Annotated in this window: 24 protein-coding genes; 13 read left to right on the forward strand and 11 right to left on the reverse strand. The window is 41.6% G+C overall.

The window, feature by feature from the left end:
• Window positions 1–43 precede the first annotated feature (43 nt).
• From G458_RS0113895 to G458_RS0113905, 3 genes are read right to left on the reverse strand one after another with little or no spacing between them, the layout of a single operon-like run.
• Window positions 44–766: a potassium channel family protein gene (locus G458_RS0113895; RefSeq protein ID WP_026952434.1), complete on the reverse strand. Its 723-nt coding sequence runs from the start codon at window positions 764–766 to the stop codon at window positions 44–46.
• Window positions 767–1,567 carry a PhzF family phenazine biosynthesis protein gene (locus tag G458_RS0113900; protein WP_035468247.1) on the reverse strand — a complete coding sequence of 267 codons (801 nt, stop codon included), beginning with the start codon at window positions 1,565–1,567 and terminating at the stop codon, window positions 767–769.
• On the reverse strand, window positions 1,564–2,085 hold the full coding sequence (locus G458_RS0113905) for a DinB family protein (protein ID WP_026952436.1): 522 nt from the start codon (window positions 2,083–2,085) through the stop codon (window positions 1,564–1,566). Before G458_RS0113905 ends, G458_RS0113900 begins: the two co-directional genes overlap by 4 nt.
• A gap of 67 nt (window positions 2,086–2,152) precedes the next feature.
• Between G458_RS0113905 and G458_RS0113910 the strand changes: the two genes are divergently transcribed.
• The 6 genes from G458_RS0113910 to G458_RS0113935 all read left to right on the forward strand — a co-directional run bounded on the left by G458_RS0113910 (window position 2,153) and on the right by G458_RS0113935 (window position 8,915).
• Window positions 2,153–3,499: a M20/M25/M40 family metallo-hydrolase gene (locus tag G458_RS0113910; protein WP_026952437.1), complete on the forward strand. Its 1,347-nt coding sequence runs from the start codon at window positions 2,153–2,155 to the stop codon at window positions 3,497–3,499.
• Between the two features lie 108 nt (window positions 3,500–3,607).
• Entirely contained in the window at window positions 3,608–4,150 is a 543-nt protein-coding gene (locus G458_RS0113915) for a ferritin (protein ID WP_026952438.1), read from the forward strand.
• Between the two features lie 307 nt (window positions 4,151–4,457).
• Window positions 4,458–5,471, forward strand: a complete 1,014-nt coding sequence (locus tag G458_RS0113920; RefSeq protein WP_026952439.1) for a hypothetical protein — start codon at window positions 4,458–4,460, stop codon at window positions 5,469–5,471.
• A gap of 51 nt (window positions 5,472–5,522) precedes the next feature.
• Window positions 5,523–6,617: a formylglycine-generating enzyme family protein gene (locus G458_RS0113925; protein ID WP_026952440.1), complete on the forward strand. Its 1,095-nt coding sequence runs from the start codon at window positions 5,523–5,525 to the stop codon at window positions 6,615–6,617.
• A gap of 19 nt (window positions 6,618–6,636) precedes the next feature.
• Window positions 6,637–7,746 carry a lipase family protein gene (locus tag G458_RS0113930; RefSeq protein WP_026952441.1) on the forward strand — a complete coding sequence of 370 codons (1,110 nt, stop codon included), beginning with the start codon at window positions 6,637–6,639 and terminating at the stop codon, window positions 7,744–7,746.
• Between the two features lie 140 nt (window positions 7,747–7,886).
• Complete coding sequence (locus tag G458_RS0113935) at window positions 7,887–8,915, forward strand: sugar phosphate isomerase/epimerase family protein (RefSeq protein WP_026952442.1); 1,029 nt, start codon at window positions 7,887–7,889, stop codon at window positions 8,913–8,915.
• Window positions 8,916–8,969: 54 nt separating this feature from the next.
• Here G458_RS0113935 and G458_RS20850 read toward each other — a convergent pair whose 3' ends face one another.
• From G458_RS20850 to G458_RS0113950, 3 genes are all read right to left on the reverse strand, one after another.
• Window positions 8,970–9,836, reverse strand: coding sequence for a DUF1684 domain-containing protein (locus G458_RS20850; protein WP_051287306.1), 867 nt, complete (start codon window positions 9,834–9,836; stop codon window positions 8,970–8,972).
• A 9-nt stretch (window positions 9,837–9,845) separates the two neighbouring features.
• A complete protein-coding gene (locus G458_RS0113945) occupies window positions 9,846–10,997 on the reverse strand; it encodes a methionine aminotransferase (protein ID WP_026952443.1) in 1,152 nt (383 codons plus the stop codon).
• 110 nt (window positions 10,998–11,107) lie between these two features.
• Window positions 11,108–11,356: a hypothetical protein gene (locus G458_RS0113950; RefSeq protein WP_026952444.1), complete on the reverse strand. Its 249-nt coding sequence runs from the start codon at window positions 11,354–11,356 to the stop codon at window positions 11,108–11,110.
• A 205-nt stretch (window positions 11,357–11,561) separates the two neighbouring features.
• Between G458_RS0113950 and G458_RS0113960 the strand changes: the two genes are divergently transcribed.
• Both G458_RS0113960 and G458_RS0113965 read left to right on the forward strand, forming a co-directional pair.
• Window positions 11,562–12,077, forward strand: coding sequence for a YdeI/OmpD-associated family protein (locus tag G458_RS0113960; RefSeq protein ID WP_026952445.1), 516 nt, complete (start codon window positions 11,562–11,564; stop codon window positions 12,075–12,077).
• Window positions 12,078–12,179: 102 nt separating this feature from the next.
• Window positions 12,180–12,476 (forward strand): hypothetical protein, encoded by a 297-nt coding sequence (locus G458_RS0113965; RefSeq protein ID WP_026952446.1) that lies wholly within the window; start codon window positions 12,180–12,182, stop codon window positions 12,474–12,476.
• A 42-nt stretch (window positions 12,477–12,518) separates the two neighbouring features.
• Here G458_RS0113965 and G458_RS21695 read toward each other — a convergent pair whose 3' ends face one another.
• Window positions 12,519–12,641: a 30S ribosomal protein THX gene (locus tag G458_RS21695; protein ID WP_084438876.1), complete on the reverse strand. Its 123-nt coding sequence runs from the start codon at window positions 12,639–12,641 to the stop codon at window positions 12,519–12,521.
• Between the two features lie 98 nt (window positions 12,642–12,739).
• On the opposite strand from G458_RS21695, the gene G458_RS20855 reads away from it, so the two are divergent.
• The 4 genes from G458_RS20855 (at window position 12,740) to G458_RS0113990 (ending at window position 16,693) form a co-directional block, all read left to right on the forward strand.
• On the forward strand, window positions 12,740–13,483 hold the full coding sequence (locus G458_RS20855) for a LamB/YcsF family protein (protein WP_051287308.1): 744 nt from the start codon (window positions 12,740–12,742) through the stop codon (window positions 13,481–13,483).
• Entirely contained in the window at window positions 13,480–14,178 is a 699-nt protein-coding gene (gene pxpB / locus G458_RS20860; RefSeq protein ID WP_051287310.1) for a 5-oxoprolinase subunit PxpB, read from the forward strand. The genes G458_RS20855 and pxpB overlap by 4 nt, the downstream gene beginning before the upstream one ends.
• On the forward strand, window positions 14,175–15,044 hold the full coding sequence (locus tag G458_RS0113985; protein WP_026952447.1) for a 5-oxoprolinase subunit C family protein: 870 nt from the start codon (window positions 14,175–14,177) through the stop codon (window positions 15,042–15,044). The genes pxpB and G458_RS0113985 overlap by 4 nt, the downstream gene beginning before the upstream one ends.
• A gap of 134 nt (window positions 15,045–15,178) precedes the next feature.
• Window positions 15,179–16,693 carry a DUF4301 family protein gene (locus G458_RS0113990; RefSeq protein ID WP_026952448.1) on the forward strand — a complete coding sequence of 505 codons (1,515 nt, stop codon included), beginning with the start codon at window positions 15,179–15,181 and terminating at the stop codon, window positions 16,691–16,693.
• A 69-nt stretch (window positions 16,694–16,762) separates the two neighbouring features.
• Here the strand turns inward: G458_RS0113990 and G458_RS0113995 are convergent, their stop codons facing one another.
• The gene (locus G458_RS0113995) at window positions 16,763–17,677 is read right to left on the reverse strand and encodes a helix-turn-helix transcriptional regulator (protein WP_026952449.1); all 915 of its coding nucleotides are present in this window, start codon (window positions 17,675–17,677) and stop codon (window positions 16,763–16,765) included.
• A gap of 311 nt (window positions 17,678–17,988) precedes the next feature.
• Here G458_RS0113995 and G458_RS0114000 point away from each other — a divergent pair, with 311 nt between their 5' ends.
• Window positions 17,989–19,572, forward strand: a complete 1,584-nt coding sequence (locus tag G458_RS0114000) for a hypothetical protein (protein WP_026952450.1) — start codon at window positions 17,989–17,991, stop codon at window positions 19,570–19,572.
• Here the strand turns inward: G458_RS0114000 and G458_RS0114005 are convergent, their stop codons facing one another.
• From G458_RS0114005 to G458_RS0114015, 3 genes are read right to left on the reverse strand one after another with little or no spacing between them, the layout of a single operon-like run.
• The gene (locus tag G458_RS0114005) at window positions 19,573–20,448 is read right to left on the reverse strand and encodes a DUF5777 family beta-barrel protein (RefSeq protein ID WP_026952451.1); all 876 of its coding nucleotides are present in this window, start codon (window positions 20,446–20,448) and stop codon (window positions 19,573–19,575) included.
• A complete protein-coding gene (locus tag G458_RS0114010; RefSeq protein ID WP_026952452.1) occupies window positions 20,445–20,987 on the reverse strand; it encodes a YceI family protein in 543 nt (180 codons plus the stop codon). The genes G458_RS0114005 and G458_RS0114010 overlap by 4 nt, the downstream gene beginning before the upstream one ends.
• A complete protein-coding gene (locus G458_RS0114015; RefSeq protein ID WP_026952453.1) occupies window positions 20,984–21,481 on the reverse strand; it encodes a QcrA and Rieske domain-containing protein in 498 nt (165 codons plus the stop codon). Before G458_RS0114015 ends, G458_RS0114010 begins: the two co-directional genes overlap by 4 nt.
• Between the last annotated feature and the right edge of the window lie 42 nt (window positions 21,482–21,523).

The following is a 21,523-nucleotide window of genomic DNA, read 5'->3' on the forward strand; positions in this document are numbered from 1 at the left end:
ACTTTGGAAGAGGGGAAATTACAGGAACGGAGATTTGAAATTCTTACCGCTGGGTGCTTGATCCCACCAATTTGGCTATGACAACTGCTGGATATAAAATTCCAATGGTAGAGAGGAAAACAGACAGCATTTTGGAAAGTATATTGACTGGAACGATATCTCCGTAGCCGACCGTGGTCAGTGAAACCAAGCTGAAATAGATGTAGGTAGAGAAATCCGAATCCACAATTTTTAGCTTACTTTCCTGACTTAGCGGATCTACGCCTTCGATCGAACTGCCAATTACAATTTGGATCACTTCAAAGCCAAATGCTCCCAAAATCGCAAAAAGGAGATAGACATTGATCGCACCGATTACCCGGTATAGATTAATTTCAAAGTCCCTAAAAAGAAGCCTGAAGTTTAGGAAAATAAACACAGACATGTTTATCACCCCGAAAATCCTTTCCAATAGGTAAAATTCATATGGCAGATCGCTAAACCTTAATATCCTCAGCGCTAGCTGACACAAAAAAAGTATAGTAGTCAGGAAGATTAGAAACCTGTTGTCTGAAGACCAAATCCCGGTAAAAAACAAGAAAATAAAGACCAGATTCACGAATAGCATATTCACATGCCCGTATTCAATCAGGACTGGTAGAATGAAAACCGTGAAAATCAAAATCAAAAGTAAAGCAAGAAAACTGGCATCGTTGAGCCAATAGTTGCTGAAATGCCTGATCAACCTTCTTACTCTTAATCCTTTTGATACATTCTGATTTTCCATTTAATCTAGTTTTAAAGAACCTGTCAATACTTCCACAGCACGACCTTTAATCCAAACCCGGTCGTCATGTTTTTCCAAACCCAGAGTGCCTCCCCTTTTACTAGCCTGGTAGGCCTTGAATTGAGTTTTTCCGGTCTTTTGATTCCAATAATCCACTAAAGCACAATGAGCAAAACCGGTCACGGGATCCTCAGGAACGCCCACATTTGGCCCGAAGAATCTGCTGACCATATCATATTCACCATTTCCTTTTGCTGTCACGATAAATCCCTCCTGGCTATGGGAGGCAATCAAGGAGATGTCGGGATTGAGACTTCTCACAGCTTCCTCATTTTCCAATTCGAAAATCCAGTTTTTTCGAAGTTGAGCAGCCTGAACGATCTTTTTCCCGAAAAGCTCGGATTGAAAAAATGGATGAGTATCGGTGAACGTAGGAATCAATGGAAAATCCATCAGAATATACCCACCCTCACTTTTCACTCTCAATTCACCACTTCGGGTTTGAAACTTCATGGTCTCCCCTTCCGAAGACCAACCGGATTGGACCATCCAATAAGCAGACGCCAAGGTAGCATGTCCGCAAAGGTCAATTTCCAGCGTTGGAGTAAACCAACGCAGGCCAAATACTCCCGGATCATTTGTTCTTTCCACAAATGCCGTCTCGCTGAGGCTCATCTCCATGGCGATATCCTGCATTTCCTCTCGGCTCAATGGTTGGTCTAGCAAACAAACTCCGGCAGGATTTCCCGAAAAAGGCTTTTCCGCAAAGGCATCAACGACTGTAATTGGAATAATTCTCATGGATATCGCTCTAGAAATATATTCATATGGTGGATAAAATGCCCGGGAATGATCCAAAAGAGGGCTCTCGGGGTAATAGGATTTCCGCTGGCAGTCCCTACAATATCCAAAGTATCATTCGGAAGCGTCTTCAAAAGCGTCAAAATCGACTTTCGCTGAGATTCAAAATCCAACAGCAAATCCCCAATTTCCACTTGTCCGAATCTGGCATTCAAAACATAAGGGTCTTGATCAAATCCCGGCATAGCTTGTTTTTCTCCTCTGGCAAAGCAAAGTGCACGGAAAGTCATAATTCTTTCCGTATCGATTACATGCCCCAAAACCTCCTTTGGGGACCACTTTCCCGGTGCATAGGGAGTATCCGCCCAGCCATTCTTTTTCTTGGAAAACAATTCGTTTAAGTCGTAAATCTGGGAGTAGATCAGTTCACGATAATTGCTTTCGGGCTGAAGCTTGGAAATATAGGTTTCATAAAACCCGGCGTAATCACCTTTTTTAGGCAAAGAGAAAGTGTTCATGTAAAAGTTGCTTTTAGATTTAATCTTCAGGGATAAATTTAGGCTTATCCTAAAATCACCACCAACAATGCGCAAGTTTTTATTTACCCTATTCCTCGGAATGATCTCTTGGGGAGTATCTGCACAAGAGATTATCGTCAGAAACCCAGAGATTAACCGACTTGTAGAAGAAGTATCTTCGGATTCTCTCAAAAAATACATTTATGAGCTCTCGGCTTTTCATTCAAGACATACCTTGAATACCAACTCTGAAAATGGAATGCCCGCAGCTCAACAATACGTGCTTTCAAAGTTCATGCAATTTGCCAAGGCCTCTAAAGGTCGAATGAGCGCCCAGATTGAAGAGTTTGTGACTCCGGGAGATGGAAGAAGAGTATTGACAGATTCCAAAGTAGCCAATGTAGTAGCGACCTTGAAAGGAACAAATCCCAATGACAATAGAATCATCATTGTTTCGGGTCACTTGGATTCCAGAAATAAAGATGTGATGGATGCCGAGGGTGCTGCCCCCGGCGCCAATGATGATGGTAGTGGAGTGGCTGTGGTCATGGAATTGGCTAGAGTCCTAGCCCAAAAAGAATTTTCTGCAACAATCTATTTTGTTGCCTTTACCGGTGAGGAACAAGGCCTCAAGGGTGCTACCTATTTGGCAGATAAAGCCAAGTCCGAAAACTGGAATATAGAAGCCATTCTCAACAATGACATTGTAGGAAACAGCAATTCCTCCGAGACATTAATAAGCAACAATACTCAAATGAGGGTTTTCTCCGAATCCATTCCTTTGGCAGAAGATGAGCGAGGGGCCGCTATTCGAAGATCCATCAACTCGGACAATGACAGTGATTCCAGACAGTTGGCGAGATATATCAAGGAAACCGGAGAAAAATACGTGGATCACATGGAAGTAAAGTTGATTTATCGTAGTGATCGATTCCTGAGAGGTGGCGACCAAACTCCTTTTATGAGAAATGGATTTACTGCCGTTCGAATGTCAGAAATGAATGAAAACTTCATTCATCAGCATGAAAATGTCCGGGTAGAAAATGGAATTCAATACGGTGACCTTCCGGAATTTATGGATTTCGAATATCTGAGAAAAGTATCAGCGGTGAATCTGGCCTCGGCAGCTTCCTTGGCAAACTCCTCGGGAATGCCTCAAAATGTAAAAATTGATGTGCGTGGTCTTACCAACAAAACCATTTTGCTTTGGGAAGCCCCAAAGTATAAAGCTGTGAAAGGGTATTATGTATTGATGCGGGAAACCTCCTCTCCAATGTGGGAGAAGAAGTTTTTCACCACTGAGACGACCATCACCTTGCCCTATAGCAAAGACAATTACTTCTTTGCAGTGCAATCTGTTTCAGAAAGTGGAGAAGAAAGTTTGGCTGTTTTCCCTTCACCCTTAACTAGATAAGGCTTTAGTGTTAAATTAAATCAATTCTAAATTTCTGCTTTGCCTGTCCAAAAATGAATCCATTAACCCTTCTTTTTGGTTAAGTTTAGGTATAAAATACTTTAACCTATGAAACAGAAAGAAATTGTTACGCTACAGCGTTCATTGCTACCAAATACAGAAGCTCTATTAAACAAGCAGGTTGAGATGGAAGGAAAGTCCTCCGCCTATTACTTATCCATGGCTTCTTGGTGTCATATGATGGGCTATGCAAATGCCGCCAAATACCTCTACACACATGCTGATGAAGAGCGTATGCATATGATGAAGATTTTTCAGTACATCAATGAAGCAGGTGGACATGCTATCCAACCTGAGATCAATGGAATCAGACACAATTTCAACTCGTTGAGAGAAGTTTTTGAATTGATTTTGGAACATGAAATCAAGGTCACCAAGTCAATCAACAACATCGTGGACCATGCTTTCAGTGTAAAAGACTTCGCTACTTTCAGCTTTATGCAGTGGTATGTCACCGAACAGCGAGAGGAAGAAACGATGTCACGAAGAGCTCTCGAGTTGTTCGATATTATCGGTGAAGAAGGTGTTGGATTGTGGACCATCGATCAGGAACTCGGTAAACTCAATTCAGCTGCTCATGCAGAAGAATAAGTAAAAAGAGGAAAAGATGGCGCCTTGGAGAAATTCAAGGCGCTTTTTTTTTTCTATTTTTTAAAAAAGACTTCACCTAAAAGAGAAGAAATAAATATTGAATAAAGACTCTATTCGTTTTAAAATCACACATTTATTTAATTTTTTATTCTTTTGATCCAATTCTTTGTTTTTAAAAATTTCAATAGAATATCTCTTAATAGCAAAAATCATAAAATAATATTCTAGAATACTGAGATTTTATAGTTTTTTTCTAATTTAAATATTGAATATCAAGGAGTTCTTACATCTTTTTTTGAGGTCCAATATGAATCACGAATTTTCTCATTATCAATCTCAATTCTTTCAACTGATCAAAGGAGCTATCCCTCCGTATGCCTCATTGGTAGATGAAATCTCTGAAGTTTTAAATGTGAGCATGGACAGTGCTTACCGGAGAATTCGAGGAGAAAAGCAATTAGACTTTGAGGAAATCAGAATTTTGTGCCAAAAATTTAACATTTCCATTGACCGGATTTTCAGTCAGGATTCCAATTCCATACTCTTCCAAGGAAAGCTGAACCACGAAGGTGAAGATTCCTTTAGGGAATGGATGGAAGATGTGCTAGCCCAACTGAATTTGGTTCATAGCTTTCCAAAAAGACATGTCTATTTCCTTGTCAAGGACATGCCTCCATTTCATCATTACTACCATCCCCTATTGGCAGGATTCAAGTTTTTCTTCTGGATGAAATCCATTCTGTTTTATGAAAGTCTTAAAAACGAAAAATTCACTCTCGACAAGAACTACTTTGCTCCTTTTCAAGAGCTAACCCATAAAATCCTAAAAATTTACAACAAAGTACCGACCTCAGAAATCTGGAATGAAGAAGGTCTTCATACTACACTCCGACAGATTGAAGTGTATCATGAGATGGGGTTAATTCCCGATAGGAACATTACTCTTTCCTTGTACAATTGTGTTTTGGAGGTAATTGACCACCTGGAGAAAATGGCTGAAACCGGCAGAAAGTCCATTCTCGGACATCCTCCCAATGATGACTCCGGAGAATATCGACTCTATTTGAACGAAATCGTATTAGGGGACAATACGTTTATGGCTGAAATCGGCCCCAATAAAATCACCTACCTCAATCACAGCGTGCTGTTTTTTGTCGGCTCTACCGACCAAAAATTCAATGAGGCCATGTTCAACAACCTGGAAAACCTGATGAAAAAATCTACCCTGATCAGTGGTACAGGGGAGAAAGAGCGAAAGCAGTTTTTCAATAAACTTCGTAAAAAAGTGTATGCTAAAATAGCATTGGTTGAGGTACTGTGATATATTGAACGTCTCAAATTAGTTCACTAGATTACTCCAAATCACACCCTAATGAGAATCTCCAAAAGCCTTTCGGCGGGTATTCTACTCCTTTTAGCCTCCTGCAATTCTTCTACTCCTTCCTCGGAAAGCCAAGAATCTCCAGCTTCCAATGAGGTAGTATTTTCGGATCCGGAGCCACCCGTAAAAGAAGAAGGAATGGTTTGGATTCCCGGCGGAGAATTTATCATGGGCACCAATGAAGCGGATGCTTATCCTGCCGAAAAACCAGCAGTTAAAGTAAAAGTATCAGGTTTTTGGATGGATACTCATGAAGTTACCAATGCTGAATTCGCCAAGTTTGTAGAAGAAACTGGGTACATCACCGTGGCAGAGCGCAAACCCGAATGGGAAGAGTTGAAAAAACAACTGCCTCCCGGAACTCCAAAACCGGATGATTCTATATTGGTACCTGGCTCCATGGTATTCACACCGCCACCCTACCCTGTTCCTACACAGGATATAAGTCTTTGGTGGAGTTGGGTAAATGGGGCTAGCTGGAAAAATCCCGAGGGTCCCGGAACGGACTGGAAGGGAAGAGAAAACCATCCTGTAGTGCACATTGCCTTCGAAGACGCCCAAGCCTATGCTAAATGGGCTGGAAAAAGGCTTCCAAATGAATTCGAATGGGAATTTGCAGCCCGAGGAGGAGTAAATGGAAAACGTTTTGCTTGGGGAGATGAATTAACTCCATCAGGAAAGCATTTAGCCAATACTTTTCAGGGAAATTTTCCTAATGAAAATCACGCCATGGATGGGTTTTTGGCCACTTCACCGGTAAAGTCCTTCCCCCCAAATTCCTTTGGACTATACGATATGATCGGGAATGTATGGGAGTTGACCTCGGATTGGTATGATGCACTGAAACTTGCCAGAATCGCGGGACAAGCGCCGAAATTGGATGCAGGCATGAACCCATGCTATAATCCTGACAATCCATTCGCTCAAGAAAGAGTAATCAAGGGAGGTTCTTTTCTATGTTCCCCAAATTACTGTGTAAACTACCGCCCATCCGCAAGACAAGGACAGGCTTTTGACTCCGGAACATCAAATGTGGGTTTCCGCCTGGTGAAAGATCCTACAAATAAATCAGTAAGTATGAACTAAACTACCACAATTTACTAATATGAAAAAATTTCTTTTTTGTCTGATTAGTACCCTTTTCGGGTTTAAAAATCCAACTTTTGCTCAGCTACAACCAGGCTTTTCACCTCAGGAATACAGAGATTTTCTGGGGATCACAGCAGGTAGTGTGAATGATGAAAATTTCGGGAGAGGAATACCACAAAATCCTAATCTCAAAAAAATTTATGAATCCCCTCAGGTCGGTTTAGAAAACAAATGGTATCTCTGGATAGAAGAGGATAAAAAGATTGGCTGGCTTACGATCCGCGGTACTGTCAACAATAATGACTCTTGGTTGGCTAATTTCTATGCAGCGATGATTCCAGCCCAAGGAAGTATACAAATCAATAATTCCTATCAATTTCAATTTGATCTAAGCCCTGATCCCAAAGCCGCTGTCCATGTAGGTTGGACATTAGCAACAGGCGCACTGGCAGAATCTATGGTTCCGAAAATCGACTCACTTTACCAAAATGGATATCGGGATTTTATTATTTCTGGACATAGTCAAGGCGGAGCAATAAGCTATCTAATGACTTCTCATATCCTTTCTTTAAGAGAAAAAGGCAGATGGGAAGAACCTGTCCGGATTAAAACCTACGCTAGCGCAGCACCAAAACCAGGAAACCTATACTATTCCTATTCTTTTGAATTTCAAACTCGCGGAGCTTGGGCCTTTAATGTGGTAAATGGAGCAGATTGGGTTCCAGAAACCCCTTTTTCAATTCAGACCACACAAGATTTCAACCCATCCAACCCTTTCGTAGGAATAGATGAGATTATTAAAAAACAGAAATTCCCCCAAAATTTGGCGTTTAGAAAAGTCTACAATAAACTGGATAAACCTTCTAAAAAGTCATTTAGGAATTTTCAAAAATACTTAGGCAATTTCGCTGAAAAACAAGTCAAAAAATCTTTGCCGGAGTTTCAAGCCCCAGAATATTATAATTCAAACAATTACTCAAGAACAGGTAATTTTATTATCCTATTTCCCAACAAGGAGTATTGGGAAAAGTACCCGGAGGAGAAAGGAAAAATATTTAAGCACCATGCGCTTCAGCCCTATCTATTTTTGCTTGAAAAACAGTATTTGAGTGGAACATTGGATTAGAGCACGTAAAAAAGCTTCAAATCATTTTTTAAAGTAATTAATTGCCAAAAATCCCTGCAAACCATGGCTTTAGCCAAAAATCTGATTTTCGGAGAAAATTTATTCTATCTTATTCCTCCAACCCATTAAACCCAAAATTCATGAAAAACCGTCGAGAATTTCTCCAAAAATCAGTCCTAGGTCTGGCGGGATTGGTCGCAGCACCATCCTGGCTTCAAGGCACTCCTGCCTTGATTTCTTCCTTGAATAAGCCCCTTTCCACCATCAATGGCGTCAACATAGGCTGCATCACCTATTCCTTCCGAAGCATGCCAGATCAAAGTGCCGAAGCTACGCTGAAATATGTCGTTGACTCGGGGATTTCCTCCATCGAATTGATGGGAGATCCAGCGGAAAGTTTTGCAGGAATGCCTGCTCCTACTTTTAATAGAATGAGAACATTCCAATTGGGAGGAAAGCAAAGACGTGGTGAATCTCTTACTGCTGATGAGACCAAAGAATTGGCAGATCTCCAAGCCCAAGCCACAGATTATTCCAAAGCAGTGGCATCTTGGAGAGCCAATGCAGACATGAAAAAGTTTGAGCAACTTCGCAAAATGTACAAAGATGCGGGAGTGAGCATTTATGCCTTTAAGCCAGCTGCATTTGGAGTAAATAATTCTGATCTTGAGGTTGCTTACGGAATGAAGGCTGCAAAAGCCCTAGGCGCCACTCATGTCACTTTGGAACATCCTTCAGATGATGCACAGACTCTCCGACTAGGAAAGCTGGGGGAAAAGCATGGAATGTCTGTGGGCTATCATGGCCACGAACAGGAAACCTTTACTTTTTGGGATACAGCCATCGCCCAAAGTCCCAGAAATGGCCTAAACCTAGATGCAGGCCACTACATTGCTACTGGCGCAAATGATTTGCTTGCATTGATCGAAAAACAAAACTCCAGAATTCTAAGCATGCATACCAAAGATCGTCAAACTCCCGCGAATGGGAAAGGCAATCTGGAATGGGGAAAAGGTGATACTCCTATCGGAGATATGCTGAAGTTGATGCAGAAAAATAAGTACAAATTCCCGGCTACGATAGAACTGGAATACCAAATTCCTCAGGGTTCCGATGCGGTAAAAGAGGTTCAAAAGTGCGTGGAATTTTGTAGAAAAGCTTTGTCCTGAAGTTGAATTAGATTTAAAATCCCACTTCTAAGCCGCCCGAATAGGGCGGCTTTTTTAATGACCTTCTGGAATTTTTTCCCCTGCCAAAACAGCCACTTCCATCCTATTTTCTTTTGGGGGAATCGGGCAAGTGGCAAAGGCGGTGAAAGCGCATGGCGGATTGTATGAATAATTGAAATCAATCCAAGTATATCCCGTACGGTCTGGGTAGTCCACGTACAAGTATCTCCCGGTGGGATAGGTTTCATGGCCATTGGTCAGGTCAGAGAAAATAACAAAAAACTTCCCCAATTCATCCAAAACGGTGAGTTCGATTGGTTTTCCTTCTAGCTCAAATTTTAAAATCCCCATCACCTTCCATTCGATCACCTGTCCCAGGACATTGGGAATCCCCATGGTTTGGTTAAACTTGGGCTCAAAGAATGCCTTTATCCGAAACTCGGGATCATAAGGATAATAGGGCAATCCCTTGAACTCCAGTACCCCTGGATGCTTTAAATCTCTAAGCCTAACGCCATATTGTCCCCCCCTTTCGATTACAGTCCATTTCCACCGATCGAAATAAGCTCCTCCTCCCTTTCCATATTCCAATGGAAAGACCAGAGATTTTTGGGGAACTGACTCCTTGGAGTTCTTTGAAAGCTCTGGATTGAAAACAAACCAAATGGAGTCTCTTTCGAAGTGAAATTTTCCAATATTCCCCACTTCCATTTTAGAGGAGACTTCAAGTTTATCATTTCCCACCTGATTCAAATAGGAGGTATTTTGATCGATCCATAAAAGGCCGATCAAATTGAGCCAGCCATCTTCTTTAAGCAGCTCATGTGCCCTTTCGTTTTTCCATTCTTCATGATTTTCTGCTTGAGCAAAAACCCTAGTGGATAACAAGATGGTAAGCATCAATAGAACAAAGGATTTCATCAGCAGGAATTAAAGGATAGATTCCAATTTTCGCAACCTCTCCAAAGCCAACTCAAGTTCCTTTTCCTCTTTGGCGAAGCAGAAGCGGATGATTTTGTCATCCTTCTTATCAGAGTAAAAAACCGAGATTGGTATACAGGCGACTTTAAGCTTTCGGGTCATTCTCTCAGCCAATTCCCAGTCAGATATATCTGTCAGATGCCCGTAGCTGGCCAATTGAAAAAAGCTGCCAGTGCTGGGGATAAAACCAAGCTTGGTTTCTGCTAAACCTTTGGCAAAAAAGTCTCTCTTTTTTTGATAAAAATCAGGGATAGAAAGGTATCTATCAGGCACTTTTAAATATTCTGCTAAAGCAAATTGTATGGGCGTCACTGTACTAAAAGTGACATATTGGTGAACTTTTCTAAACTCTTTACTAAGATCTTTGGGAGCAATGCAGTATCCGATTTTCCATCCAGTGACATGAAAGGTTTTGCCAAAAGATCCACAGACAAAAGTCTTAGCTCGAAGTTCAGGGTGAGAGCCAATGGAGATATGCTTTTTTTCATCGAAGGTAATGTGCTCATACACTTCATCACTGATCACATAAATTTCCCGGTCTTGGATCAGTTCAGCCAATTGATTTACATCCGAAGCTGACCAAACAAAACCGCTGGGATTATGGGGAGTATTGACAATTATCGCTTTGGTATTGGAGGTAATGGCATCCTTTACTTTCTGCCAATCGACCGAGAAGTCTCCCACATTCAAGGGGACATAGACAGAAATTCCTTTGTTCAGGGTGATGGCAGGATCATAACTGTCATAAGCTGGCTCCAACACAATTACCTCATCACCCTCCTGAACCACAGCGGTAATCGCACAAAAAATAGCCTCAGTGGCCCCTGAAACTATCGTTACTTCTGATTCCATGTCAGGGAGATATCCTTGGCAAAGGTGGGTTTTGGAGGCCAATACCTCCTGCAGCGCAGGAATCCCGGACATGGGTGCGTATTGATTGTAATTTTCTTTGGTGTACTTCGCAACCAATTCCAAAAGGACCGGGTCTGCGCCAAATCCCGGAAAGCCCTGAGAAAGGTTTATGGCACCTTCATCTTGGGCCATTTTGGACATGATGGTAAATATGGTCGTTCCTAAATTGGGGAGTTTCGAGGACAGCATATCGGAATTTGTGGTAAATCCTCTACAAGAAAAGCAATTTTCTCTTGCCTTAAAAAGCAAAAAGCCACAGCAAATTTGCCGTGGCTTTGAACTTTCAGGAGAAAATTAAATTAATGCGCGTTCACCTGATCACTTACAGACTTAGCTAAATTTTTTCCTCTTTCTACACTGTCGAGACCAGCTTGCTTCAACTTTTTGGTCAATTCCTCACCAGTTTTTTGAAGCTCTCCTAGTTTTTTGGAAAACTTATCCATCTGAGGACCAAGCTTTTCCTTATTTTGATATATCAGTGCACCTGCGGCGATACCTGCAGCCAATCCTCCTAGCCAAATGGCCCATGTCTTTTTTGAATTACTCATAATGAAAGTGGTTTTTAAGTGAATATATTATAGTGTAAAAATCAACCGGAACATTCCGGACCTTCAAGATTTAGATCTTGTACACTTTTATTCACGGAAAAAAGCATGCCTGAGTTTTAAATAGTTGACAATAAAAGCTAATTATTTTAATGTTTTTTCTTTTTTGAATTACAATATTGAAAATGTAAATCCAATATTTCCCCATATGTCCAGCATCACTTTTACATCCTCTATGGAGGAGTTTGATATGAAAATCTGGAATTATCACATTCCTATTCCAGACGAAATCGCTTTTCAGATGATGGATGGAAATCATCGAAGGGTCTTGGTTTGGATCCAAGGTGAAGGTCCATTTCACATGGCCTTGATGAAAGTCAAATCCTATTGGTACCTCATCCTCAATCATGAACTGAAAAAGAAATTGAATCTGGAAACCGGAAAACAAATTGAAATCAAAATAGAGCGGGACTTCAGCGAGTTTGGACATGAAGTTCCAGAAGAGTTTCAGGTTCTATTGGATCAGGATGAAGAGGGGAATGAATACTTCCGTGCCTTGACTATGGGCAAGCAGCGAAGTTTGATTTACCTGGTTACCAAGGTGAAAAATCCCGATTCAAGGATGAAAAAATCACTGGCCATCATTCATCACCTCAAAAAATCTCAAGGTAAATTGGATTTCAAACAACTCAACGAGTGGATTAAATACTACAACAACTTGTAAATTTGATTTCTGAAAAAATCCCTACTTGTTATAAAAAAGCTTTCGAACTGTAGCTTTTCTCTAAAAGAGGCCGTATTTGATGAAGATTAACTGACTAACCCGATGAAAAAATTTGCCTTAATCCTACTCTATTTTGGACTTGCATTGACGGTGTTTTCCTGTACTTCAGGTACTGATGAAGATCCATTGAATGTCTTTCGGGAGATTGCCTACAATTCCCTTACTGCCTCAGAAAAATCAAGCCTTATCGGAGCATGGCAAAATGCTGAAGTGTCTGCATGGGTAGATGGAAATTACCTGGTCACTTTCAAAACAACCGAAGATGCCACCTTAGGACCAATTCAGGTAGTAGTGGATCCCGGTCGAGGAATTGTGATTGAGAAACTACCTCGTTTTTGATATTCAATAAAAAAGGGCCACTTACGGCCCTTTTCTGCTATATCATGAAGCACTGGTTGTTTTCTCCTTTTTTGTGGCTTTATTCTGCTTTTTCTTTGGTCTGCTTGCACCAAAGGTGCCACGGTTAATTTTTCCTTTTTTGGATTTAATGTCTCCTTTTCCCATAGTTTTATCAGATTTAAGTTAACAATTCCCAAATTTAAAAAATCGCCAACTTGGAGGCCAAATCAAGGCCTGAGTTTCTTTGTTAAACTTTCAATAATGTGATAAAAATACTTCCTCAAATCAACTGCGACCTAGGCGAGGGAATTCCTCAGGAAGAAAATATTTTCCCTTGGATCGATGCTGCTAGTATAGCCTGCGGAGGACATTTTGGGAATGAGAAAACTATTCGCAATTCCCTAAAATTGGCACTGAAATTCAATGTAAAAGTCGGGGCTCATCCCTCCTATCCGGATCCAGATAATTTCGGAAGAAAATCACTGCAACTTCCCTTCGAGGAATTGGCAGAGACTCTATTAGCCCAAATCGGAAAATTTTCCGCTCTTGCCTCAGAAGAAGGAATCCAGCCTGATCACATCAAATTCCACGGCGCCTTGTACAACGATGCCGCCAAGAATAATGAATTAGCCTCTGACCTCTCCAAATTGCTCCTCAAGAACTTCCCGCAAATCCCGGTATTTGTTCCTCCGTTTTCAGAAATGGAAATAGCCGCCATAAAAATCGGGCTGAAAACCCGCTTGGAGGTATTTGGAGATAGAACCTACCAAGACAATTATTTATTGGCTCCTAGAACAGAACCCAAAGCCTTATTGGTAAATTCAGAGGATATTTTAATCCAAATTAATTCCGTTTTGACCGAGGGCCAACTCATTTCTTCCACCGGGAATAAGCTGCCTATTGTAGCAGAAACGATTTGCTTTCATGGAGATAATCCCGGAATCCAAAACTTTTTACCTTTGATCAGAAAAAAATTCTGGGCCAACAAAAGCAATCCGCTCTCATGAAAATTCAAGCCCCAAACTATATCCCCATTACCCCTTTGATTGGAGAGCTTCATTGGAATTTGAAGCCGAGTGATGACCTCTTGGAATTGCAACTAGGATGGATAAGTTGGCTAAATGCGGAATTGTCCCATGAAATCGAGGAAGTCCGTCAAGGCTTTTCAGCCATTGGAATTCGATGGAAAAATGAAGTTGCCCAAAAACGCTTTGCCGGAAACTATCTCAATATGCCGATCAAACCTTATCAGCTTTCAGGTAAAATTTGGGAAGTACCGGTGTGCTATGAAAGTAATTATGGTACTGACCTTGGAAACCTTGCCCTTCAAAAACACATGCGGGTGAATGACCTGATCGAACTGCATTCCAGCACCTTATACCGAATCCACTTTTTTGGATTTTTACCTGGATTCATGTATCTCAATGGACTTCCGGAAGCACTTCATACGCCTAGAAAGGCCGTCCCTGACCGATCGGTGTATCCCGGATCAGTGGGGATCGGCGGTTCACAAACTGGGATTTACCCTATGGAAAGCCCGGGAGGCTGGCATATTTTTGGAAGAACGCCTATTCAGTTATTCGATCCTGAGCAAGATCCACCAGTTTGGGCTTCCATCGGAGATCAAATCCAATTTGTAAGAATCAGCGCTGAGGAGATGAATGATCTCCTGGAAAACCCAACCTTACCCTCTTCCAGATGATTGAGCAAAAAGGACATATCCTTGTTTTGAAAACAGGTCCTGGAACGACCATTCAAGACCTGGGCAGAAAAAATTGGACAAAATTCGGAATTCCCAACTCTGGACCTTGTGACTTTATATCGGCAGAATGGGTTAACCACGTCCTGAGAAATGATGGCAACTGTGCGGTATTGGAAATCTCACAACCTGGGGTTAAAATGGAATTTCATGGTTCCTGCATGATTGCCTTGGCTGGCGCCAAAGCTTCAGTCTTGTTGGATGGAGAGCCTATCCCTCAGTTTCAGAGATTGGTGTTGAAAAATAATTCCGTGCTAGAGGTCGGCGCGATGGAGGAAGGCTCAAAAGTCTATCTTGGAGTCAGAGGCGGTTTTCAAACCCCTTTGAGACTTGGTTCCAGAAGCTATTTCCAAGAAATCACTCCCCACGCTTTTGTACAAAAGGGAGATCAACTCCCTTACATTTCGACGCATTCCTCTTTTGATTCGGGCTTTTCAGTTCCAAAATGGGATTCCACGTGGTTTCAAAAAACTGCCTTGGAATTTTATCCCGGACCAGATTACCAATTTCTTTCTCATGAAAACAGGGAAAAATTACTGAATCAGGAATTTACTGTTTCTCAATTTTCTTCACGGATGGGAACACTCCTCACCGAACTCCTTGAAAATGACATTCCTGAATTGCCCACCAATCCTGTTTATCCCGGTATAGTTCAGCTCACCTCTGGAGGTAAGCTTATTGTTCTGGGAAGAGACGCGCAAGTCACTGGGGGTTATCCACGGATTATGTTTTTAACCGAGCTTTCACAGGCAATTTTGGCACAGAAAAGAACGGGGCAGAAAATCCGATTTATCAAAAAGCAGCCTTGAAAATGATTTCTTACAAGCTTCATTTTATTGATAATTGAGCTGAAAAGACAAGAATTTAAAATAATTGGAGAAAGACTTGAGCGAAGAAGGATAGTCCATTATCTTAAGAATAAGTTTTTCTTAACCCAACAATCATGGACTCTGTTTTAACCCAAAAAATCCTGGATCAGGGAATGCATCCAGTTACTGTCGCCCAGCAAATTGAAAATTTTAAAAATGGGTTTCCCTTCTTGAAAATCCATGCTCCAGCTACTCCAGGCAATGGAATAAAAGTGCTCAGCGATAAAGAATTGGCAAACTACACTTCCACCTATCCTTCCAAAGCACTTAAAAAAGAGATTGTCAAATTTGTGCCTGCATCAGGAGCTGCATCTAGAATGTTCAAGGATCTATTCGCCTTTTTGGATGGAGACGGCGATCTTGAAAAAAGCCCATTTGCCAAAAAGTTTATCGAGAACATCAAAAAATTTGCCTTCTATCAGGACTTAGACAAGGTCCTAAGTGCTCAAAGGAATACCTTGGAAGAATGCCTCCAGGCAGGGATGTACCGGAAAATTATATCCATGCTACTCTTGGAAGAAGGGCTAGACTACGGGAGTCTTCCTAAAGGCCTTTTGAAATTCCATAAATATCCTACCGAAAACAGAACTCCGGCGCAGGAACACTTGATAGAAGGTGTCCAATATGCTGTAGGAAAAGGAAATAAAGTGAAAATCCACTTTACCGTTTCCCCAGAGCATGAAAGTAAATTCAAAGCTGAAATAGCCAAGGTTTTACCCGCCATCAAGGCTGTGTCTGGACTTGATTTTGAAGTCTCGTATTCTCAGCAAAAAAAATCCACAGACACCATTGCGGTAAATATGGATAACTCACCATTTATGGAAGAAGATGGAAGCTTACTTTTCCGTCCTGCCGGCCATGGTGCTTTGTTGGAAAATCTCAACGATATCGATGCGGATCTGATCTACATCAAGAATATTGACAATGTAGTACCTGACCGACTCAAGGAACCCACCAAAGAGTATAAAATGGCTATTGGAGGTTTACTATTAGAGGTGCAGGAAAGAATTTTTGATGCCCTCAGAGCAATGGATGAAAAAATTTCCCATGAATCCCTAAGCTTGGCAATTAAGGTGTACAATGAAGATTTGGGCGGTAAAATCCCTCCAACGGCCTCCTCTGAAAAACTCCATGAGCTGGCTCATTACTTGAAAGACAAGCTCAATCGCCCGATTCGGGTTTGCGGAATGGTGAAAAATACCGGGGAACCCGGAGGTGGTCCATTCTGGATTGAGGAAAAGGATGGATCCTATTCCCTTCAAATTCTCGAAACTGCCCAAATCGATCTGAATGACCCCAAATCAAAAGCCCATATGCAGGCTTCCACTCACTTCAACCCTGTGGACTTGGTATGTGGAACAAGAGATTACAAAGGCAGAGCTTTTGACCTCATGGAGTTCAGAGACATGCAAACCGGATTCATTACCGAGAAATCCAAAGGTGGAAGAGATCTGAAAGCTCTTGAATTGCCTGGTCTTTGGAATGGCGCCATGGCCGGCTGGAATACCCTATTTGTGGAAGTTCCATTGATCACCTTCAACCCGGTCAAAACAGTGAATGATTTGCTTCGGGACGAGCATCAAGCCTGAGATTGATTTGAGATTTGAAATTTGAGATTTGATTCGGCAGATCTCAAATTTCAAGCCTCTAGTTTTTTATCAAAAAACTCCTTTTTCCAGCTGTTCTTTTAGATAAGCCTTCATCTCCTCTCCTTCTTCGACCTTTATTTCTCCGGGAAGTCCCAGAATAAACCTGCCTAAACCCGGTAACTGGGAAACTTCTCCTTCAAAAAAATACTGGTTTCGGTTCTTTACCTGCATAAATGGAATTGCATTCGGGTGCTCCTCTTGCATCAATTGATAGGCTTTTTTGCTCAGCTTCAACTTGACATGAAAGTTTCTTTTGCCAGAAAAGCCAAATAAAGCCTGCTCCGGGAGTTCATGTTTTGCTTCAAATTTCCAGGAATCTGAACCCACGATTACTTCCCCTATTCTTTCGATTTTAAACACCTTCATGCTTTTGCTTTCGACTTCAAGTGCATGAATACTTTCGTAGTCTGAAGAAAATCCCACCGGCTCGACCAATCGATCCGAGACAGTATCGCTACTCAGGGAATAGTAATCCTTCAACCAGATTTGCTTTTTCCCGGCTATTGCCTGGGCAATCAAATCCACCAACCTTCCCAAATTAGCCTTAAAAAGCTGCTCGGTACCTTGCTTCACCTCAGATTTAAGCTGAAGCTTTTGCAAGACAGAATCTTTGAGAAGATTTCCTTTTGCTTGACTTTCGATCAAGGTTTTCAACCACTGATTTTCTTCCTGTGAAAAAGTGCTGTAAGTGGTATCAGAGGGTAAATAGTCAGGTCTTTCCTGGATTTTGTACTTGCTAAACTCCTTGACCACTACAAAGCCTAAAGCCTCCAGAAGCTTAAAATATCTATATATCGTTCGCTCATCTGTTTCCAAAAGCTCTGCCAGTCGATGAACCGGCTTTCCGATATTGCTTTGGAGTAAGTTAATGAGTTTGAATACCCTGAGGATTTTTTGCTGTTCGATTTGACTAGATTTTGCCATAGCTGCTGACGATTACTGTCTAAAAGTAATTCCTTCTGGAAGAAGAAAGGTTATCATTGACAGCTATTGTCAAAATAAAATGACCCAAAAACCAATCCGTCTCAGGTTCAAACCTATTCTGGTTCAAGTCTTCAGATCTGGACCTTTTTACAGCGTAACACTGGTTCAAGTCTCCTGACTTGGACCTTACCTCAACGCAACTCAAGTAGAGGGCTTCTGAAGACTGCAAGAAGCATTAGTCCAAGTCTAAAGACTTGAACTAATCCAATCTGAAGACTTGGACTAACTCAAGAATCACCTATTTTTACCCCATGTCCCCAAAGATTTTTTTATGGAATAGGCCCAAGAAATTCGCCTTTTTGGCGGGTTCGTTTTTCCTTTTCCTCTATTGGCTCATCGGTTTTGACGGGATTACTTTTTCTGATGATGTATATTATTTATTGGCTGGAAAAAGTTTCTGGGAAGGAACCATGGAGGTCAATGCCTACCACTTTTCCAGTCGATGGGGTGCCTATGTACCCGCAGGGCTTATGGGCTATTGGTTTGGATTCGATCCTCACCGGATTTCATTGATTTCATGGATTGCCTATGTGGCCACCTTAGCTTTATTACTAAAGGCTTTACCTTCCAGGTCGAGTCCTTGGATTCTCACGATTTGGTTTAGCTCTCAAGTCTATTTCCTTCACTTTTTGACCAAGGTTTACCCTGATTCTCTGCTGGTTTTCTGGACCTGCCTGATTCCTTTTTCAGCTATCTTTAGAAATGAAAAACCCCTATTAGCGGCCTTGGGAGTGATTTCAGGTTTGTTTTTCGGATTTATTACCAAAGAAACAATCGTCTTTTTGGCTCCCTTTCCAGTCTTACTTTTTATCTGGGATTATCGAAAAAAAACCCTCAACCCAAACTTTTACTGGAATATCCTCGGGCTCGGATTTCTTTTTGGATCTGGCTATTTAGCCTATTTCTGGATCAATTTCGGAGATCCGTTCTATCGGGTTTCTTCCATCAATGCAGGCCATTACATCTCAGAATTCACCTATGCTGACAAAGGGATATGGTCCATTCTCCGGAGAATCACATATCTGCCAGTGGTGACATTTATCGAAAGAGCCTACTGGATCTGGGTGGTCATGGCGATACCGGGCATTTACTCAATCTGGAATGACAAAAATTCCAAAGGAGTCGAAATGGCATTAGCCGCCGGCTGTTTGCTCGTAGGTTTTTGGTTTATGACTTCAACGCTGGAATTTTACAATCCTATCTACCTCAATCCAAGGCACCTGATCATTCTGATTCCCAGCCTTGTTTATCTGATTGCTCTGGGATGGAGTTCGTGGGAGAAAAATCAAAATCTTAAGCGGGTTTTGATTTCGCTGATGGTTGTAGGAATTACAGTTAGCCTAGCTCAACTTGACCTGAAAACAGCAGCTTTCCAAGGGGCCTTTTTAATACTCATGTGGATAAAATCACCTGGTTTGAAGATGGCATATTTAAGTTTGATGTTACTTTTTCCAGCCTTAGCCTCCCTGGTCTATCAGGAAAAAATCAAGGGGTATCTGCTTTTTATAGAAACCTTAAGTAAAGAGGTGGGAAATACAGAAAATCAATCTCCTATTCTGGTCAATAACTTTGTCAAGTTCAGTGAAGAAGTACTTTTTCCCGAAAATGAAAAAGTAAAAATCCAGCTTTTCCCGATTGAAAAACTGGATTCATTGAAGGCTGTTCATCCAGCCTCACTTCGGGTTTTCCTCTATGAATACTATCGGCATGCCTATCCGAAAGAGCAGGAAGACGTAGAAGCTTTAGAACTTTGGCTAAAAGAGAATTATACTGTTCAAAGTGAGGATCACAAAGGAAAGGTTTGGATCAGAGAATTACGTCTGAATCCTGAGTGATTACTTTCTTTTCTTCTGTCCTAAGGCAAAAATTCGGTTGACATTGAATCCCAGCCTGAATTCTTCACCAGGAACTCCATTTCCTCCGGCAAGGAGATAGGGTTCAGTCAGTGCCTGAGAAGTGACAAAGTACATTTGGAACACATGCCCTCCTGCCTCTACATCCCATCCAATCCCGAAATTGCTGCGCAAATCTGAATTCAGGTTGGGAATATATTGCAAGGTAAGAGAAGACCGATCAGTTACTTTCCACTTTCCGCTCATTCCTAAAGCAAGGTAAAAGTTTTGATCTCCCTCAATCTGGAAGATCGGCAGGGGGTTGTTGAAGTAAGCAAAGGTGGGACTCAACTGGAAACTGATTTTTCCGGAAAATTTTCTCGCCAACATCACTTGCCCGAAATAATTCAACCGGTCTCCAAAAACGGGCTGCTCTGCAACAGGAAAAAAAGAATAATTATTGGTGATGACGCCTGCACCTCCTGCTAAGCTCAGTGAAAAAGGCATTTTCCCGTTTTGAGTTTGCTCGAATAAATGATAGCGGCCAAAAGCCTGATACACTTTGTCCCTGCTGGCCCGTGAGACCCCCAAGGAAAATTTATCGCTCAGTCCAAATTCAAAGCTAAACTGGATATTGGCGCCATTATCCAGGCCAAAGAGATTTTCTATACCTCCATTCAGGGTGCCAAAAGTATGCATAATCGCAAAGTGCATCGTTTTCTTTTCCAGCGGTTCAACCGTCAATAGATTGATGTGTCTTGGAGCATGAAAAATGAGTTCGACGGCTTGATTTTCATTGGCTAGTTGCCTTTCTAATTGGGAAAAGGAAGTACTAGTCAGTCCTAAAAGGAAGGCAAAGAATAGGAATATCTTTCTCATTTTTTGGGGCTTAAGGTAGCATTGATGGTCACTTTCTGCTCGGGTGCCAATTCATAGAAGACCAACTTTGGAATTTCAATTTGGTAGTCATTCAGCAGGATTGTAAACTCAGAATTGAGGTCGAGCCTTTTGTCAGAGCGCATGGTGATTGTTCCTTGCACTAGGATTTCCCGCTCAACGCCATGGATTTTAAACTTTCCCCTAGCACGTACGGGATAAGATTGACCTGCTTTCAAGTCCGGCACGGGCTCCATTTTTCCTGTAAATTCTGCAAAAGGAAATTTCTCTGTCTCCAGGTAGTTTTCCCTCATATGTTTATCTCGGAGACCAATTCCGGTATTCAATGTGTTTAGATCCAGATAAAAGTCCAAAAGGTTCTTCTCCAGATCAATCAATCCATTTAAAGAGTTGGACTTGCCCTCAAATTCATTCAAAGGCGCCTTGCTGAGAAAAACCACTGAACCATTTTTGGTCAGGTATTCTTGAGAAAAACCAAGAATGGGAATAAAAAACCAGGCGATGAAGATCAGCCGTCTCATCTCGTGATGACCAAATTGTTTCCGGAAACCTGAGTACCAAACTGTTGAAGTGGCGCATTAGCGGGTCCTTGAATCACTTGTCCATTAGGGTCAAAAACAGATCCGTGACAGGTGCAGGTAAAGCGGTTGTTTCCGAATGTCCAGTTATCAGAACAACCAGAATGAGTGCAAACCGAGGTCAAAGCCACATAGGAGTTGTTGATATTCGCTACCAATGTTCTGGCATTTGAGATCAACAGCCAGTTGCCTGAAGTGCGAAGCCTAGTCTGAATATTTAGATCGATAGAAATGGTATTTCCTGAAATGGTTATACCTGAACCTGGATCTGAAGGGGGATTGGGATTACCGGGAGGATTGGCATCCTCGGTTGTGGAACAAGAAGTAAAGAATGATGCACCTAAAGTTCCCAAAACCAGACTTACGCCTGCTTTTTCCAAGAATTTTCTTCTGGATTCTGATAATTCTCCCGTAATAACTTTCACTTTTCCTTCCATAACATTTAAATCTAAGGGATTACATGATTCATTTACGGAATA

It is taken from the genome of Algoriphagus mannitolivorans DSM 15301 (assembly GCF_000429425.1).
Classification (GTDB): Bacteria; Bacteroidota; Bacteroidia; order Cytophagales; family Cyclobacteriaceae; genus Algoriphagus; species Algoriphagus mannitolivorans.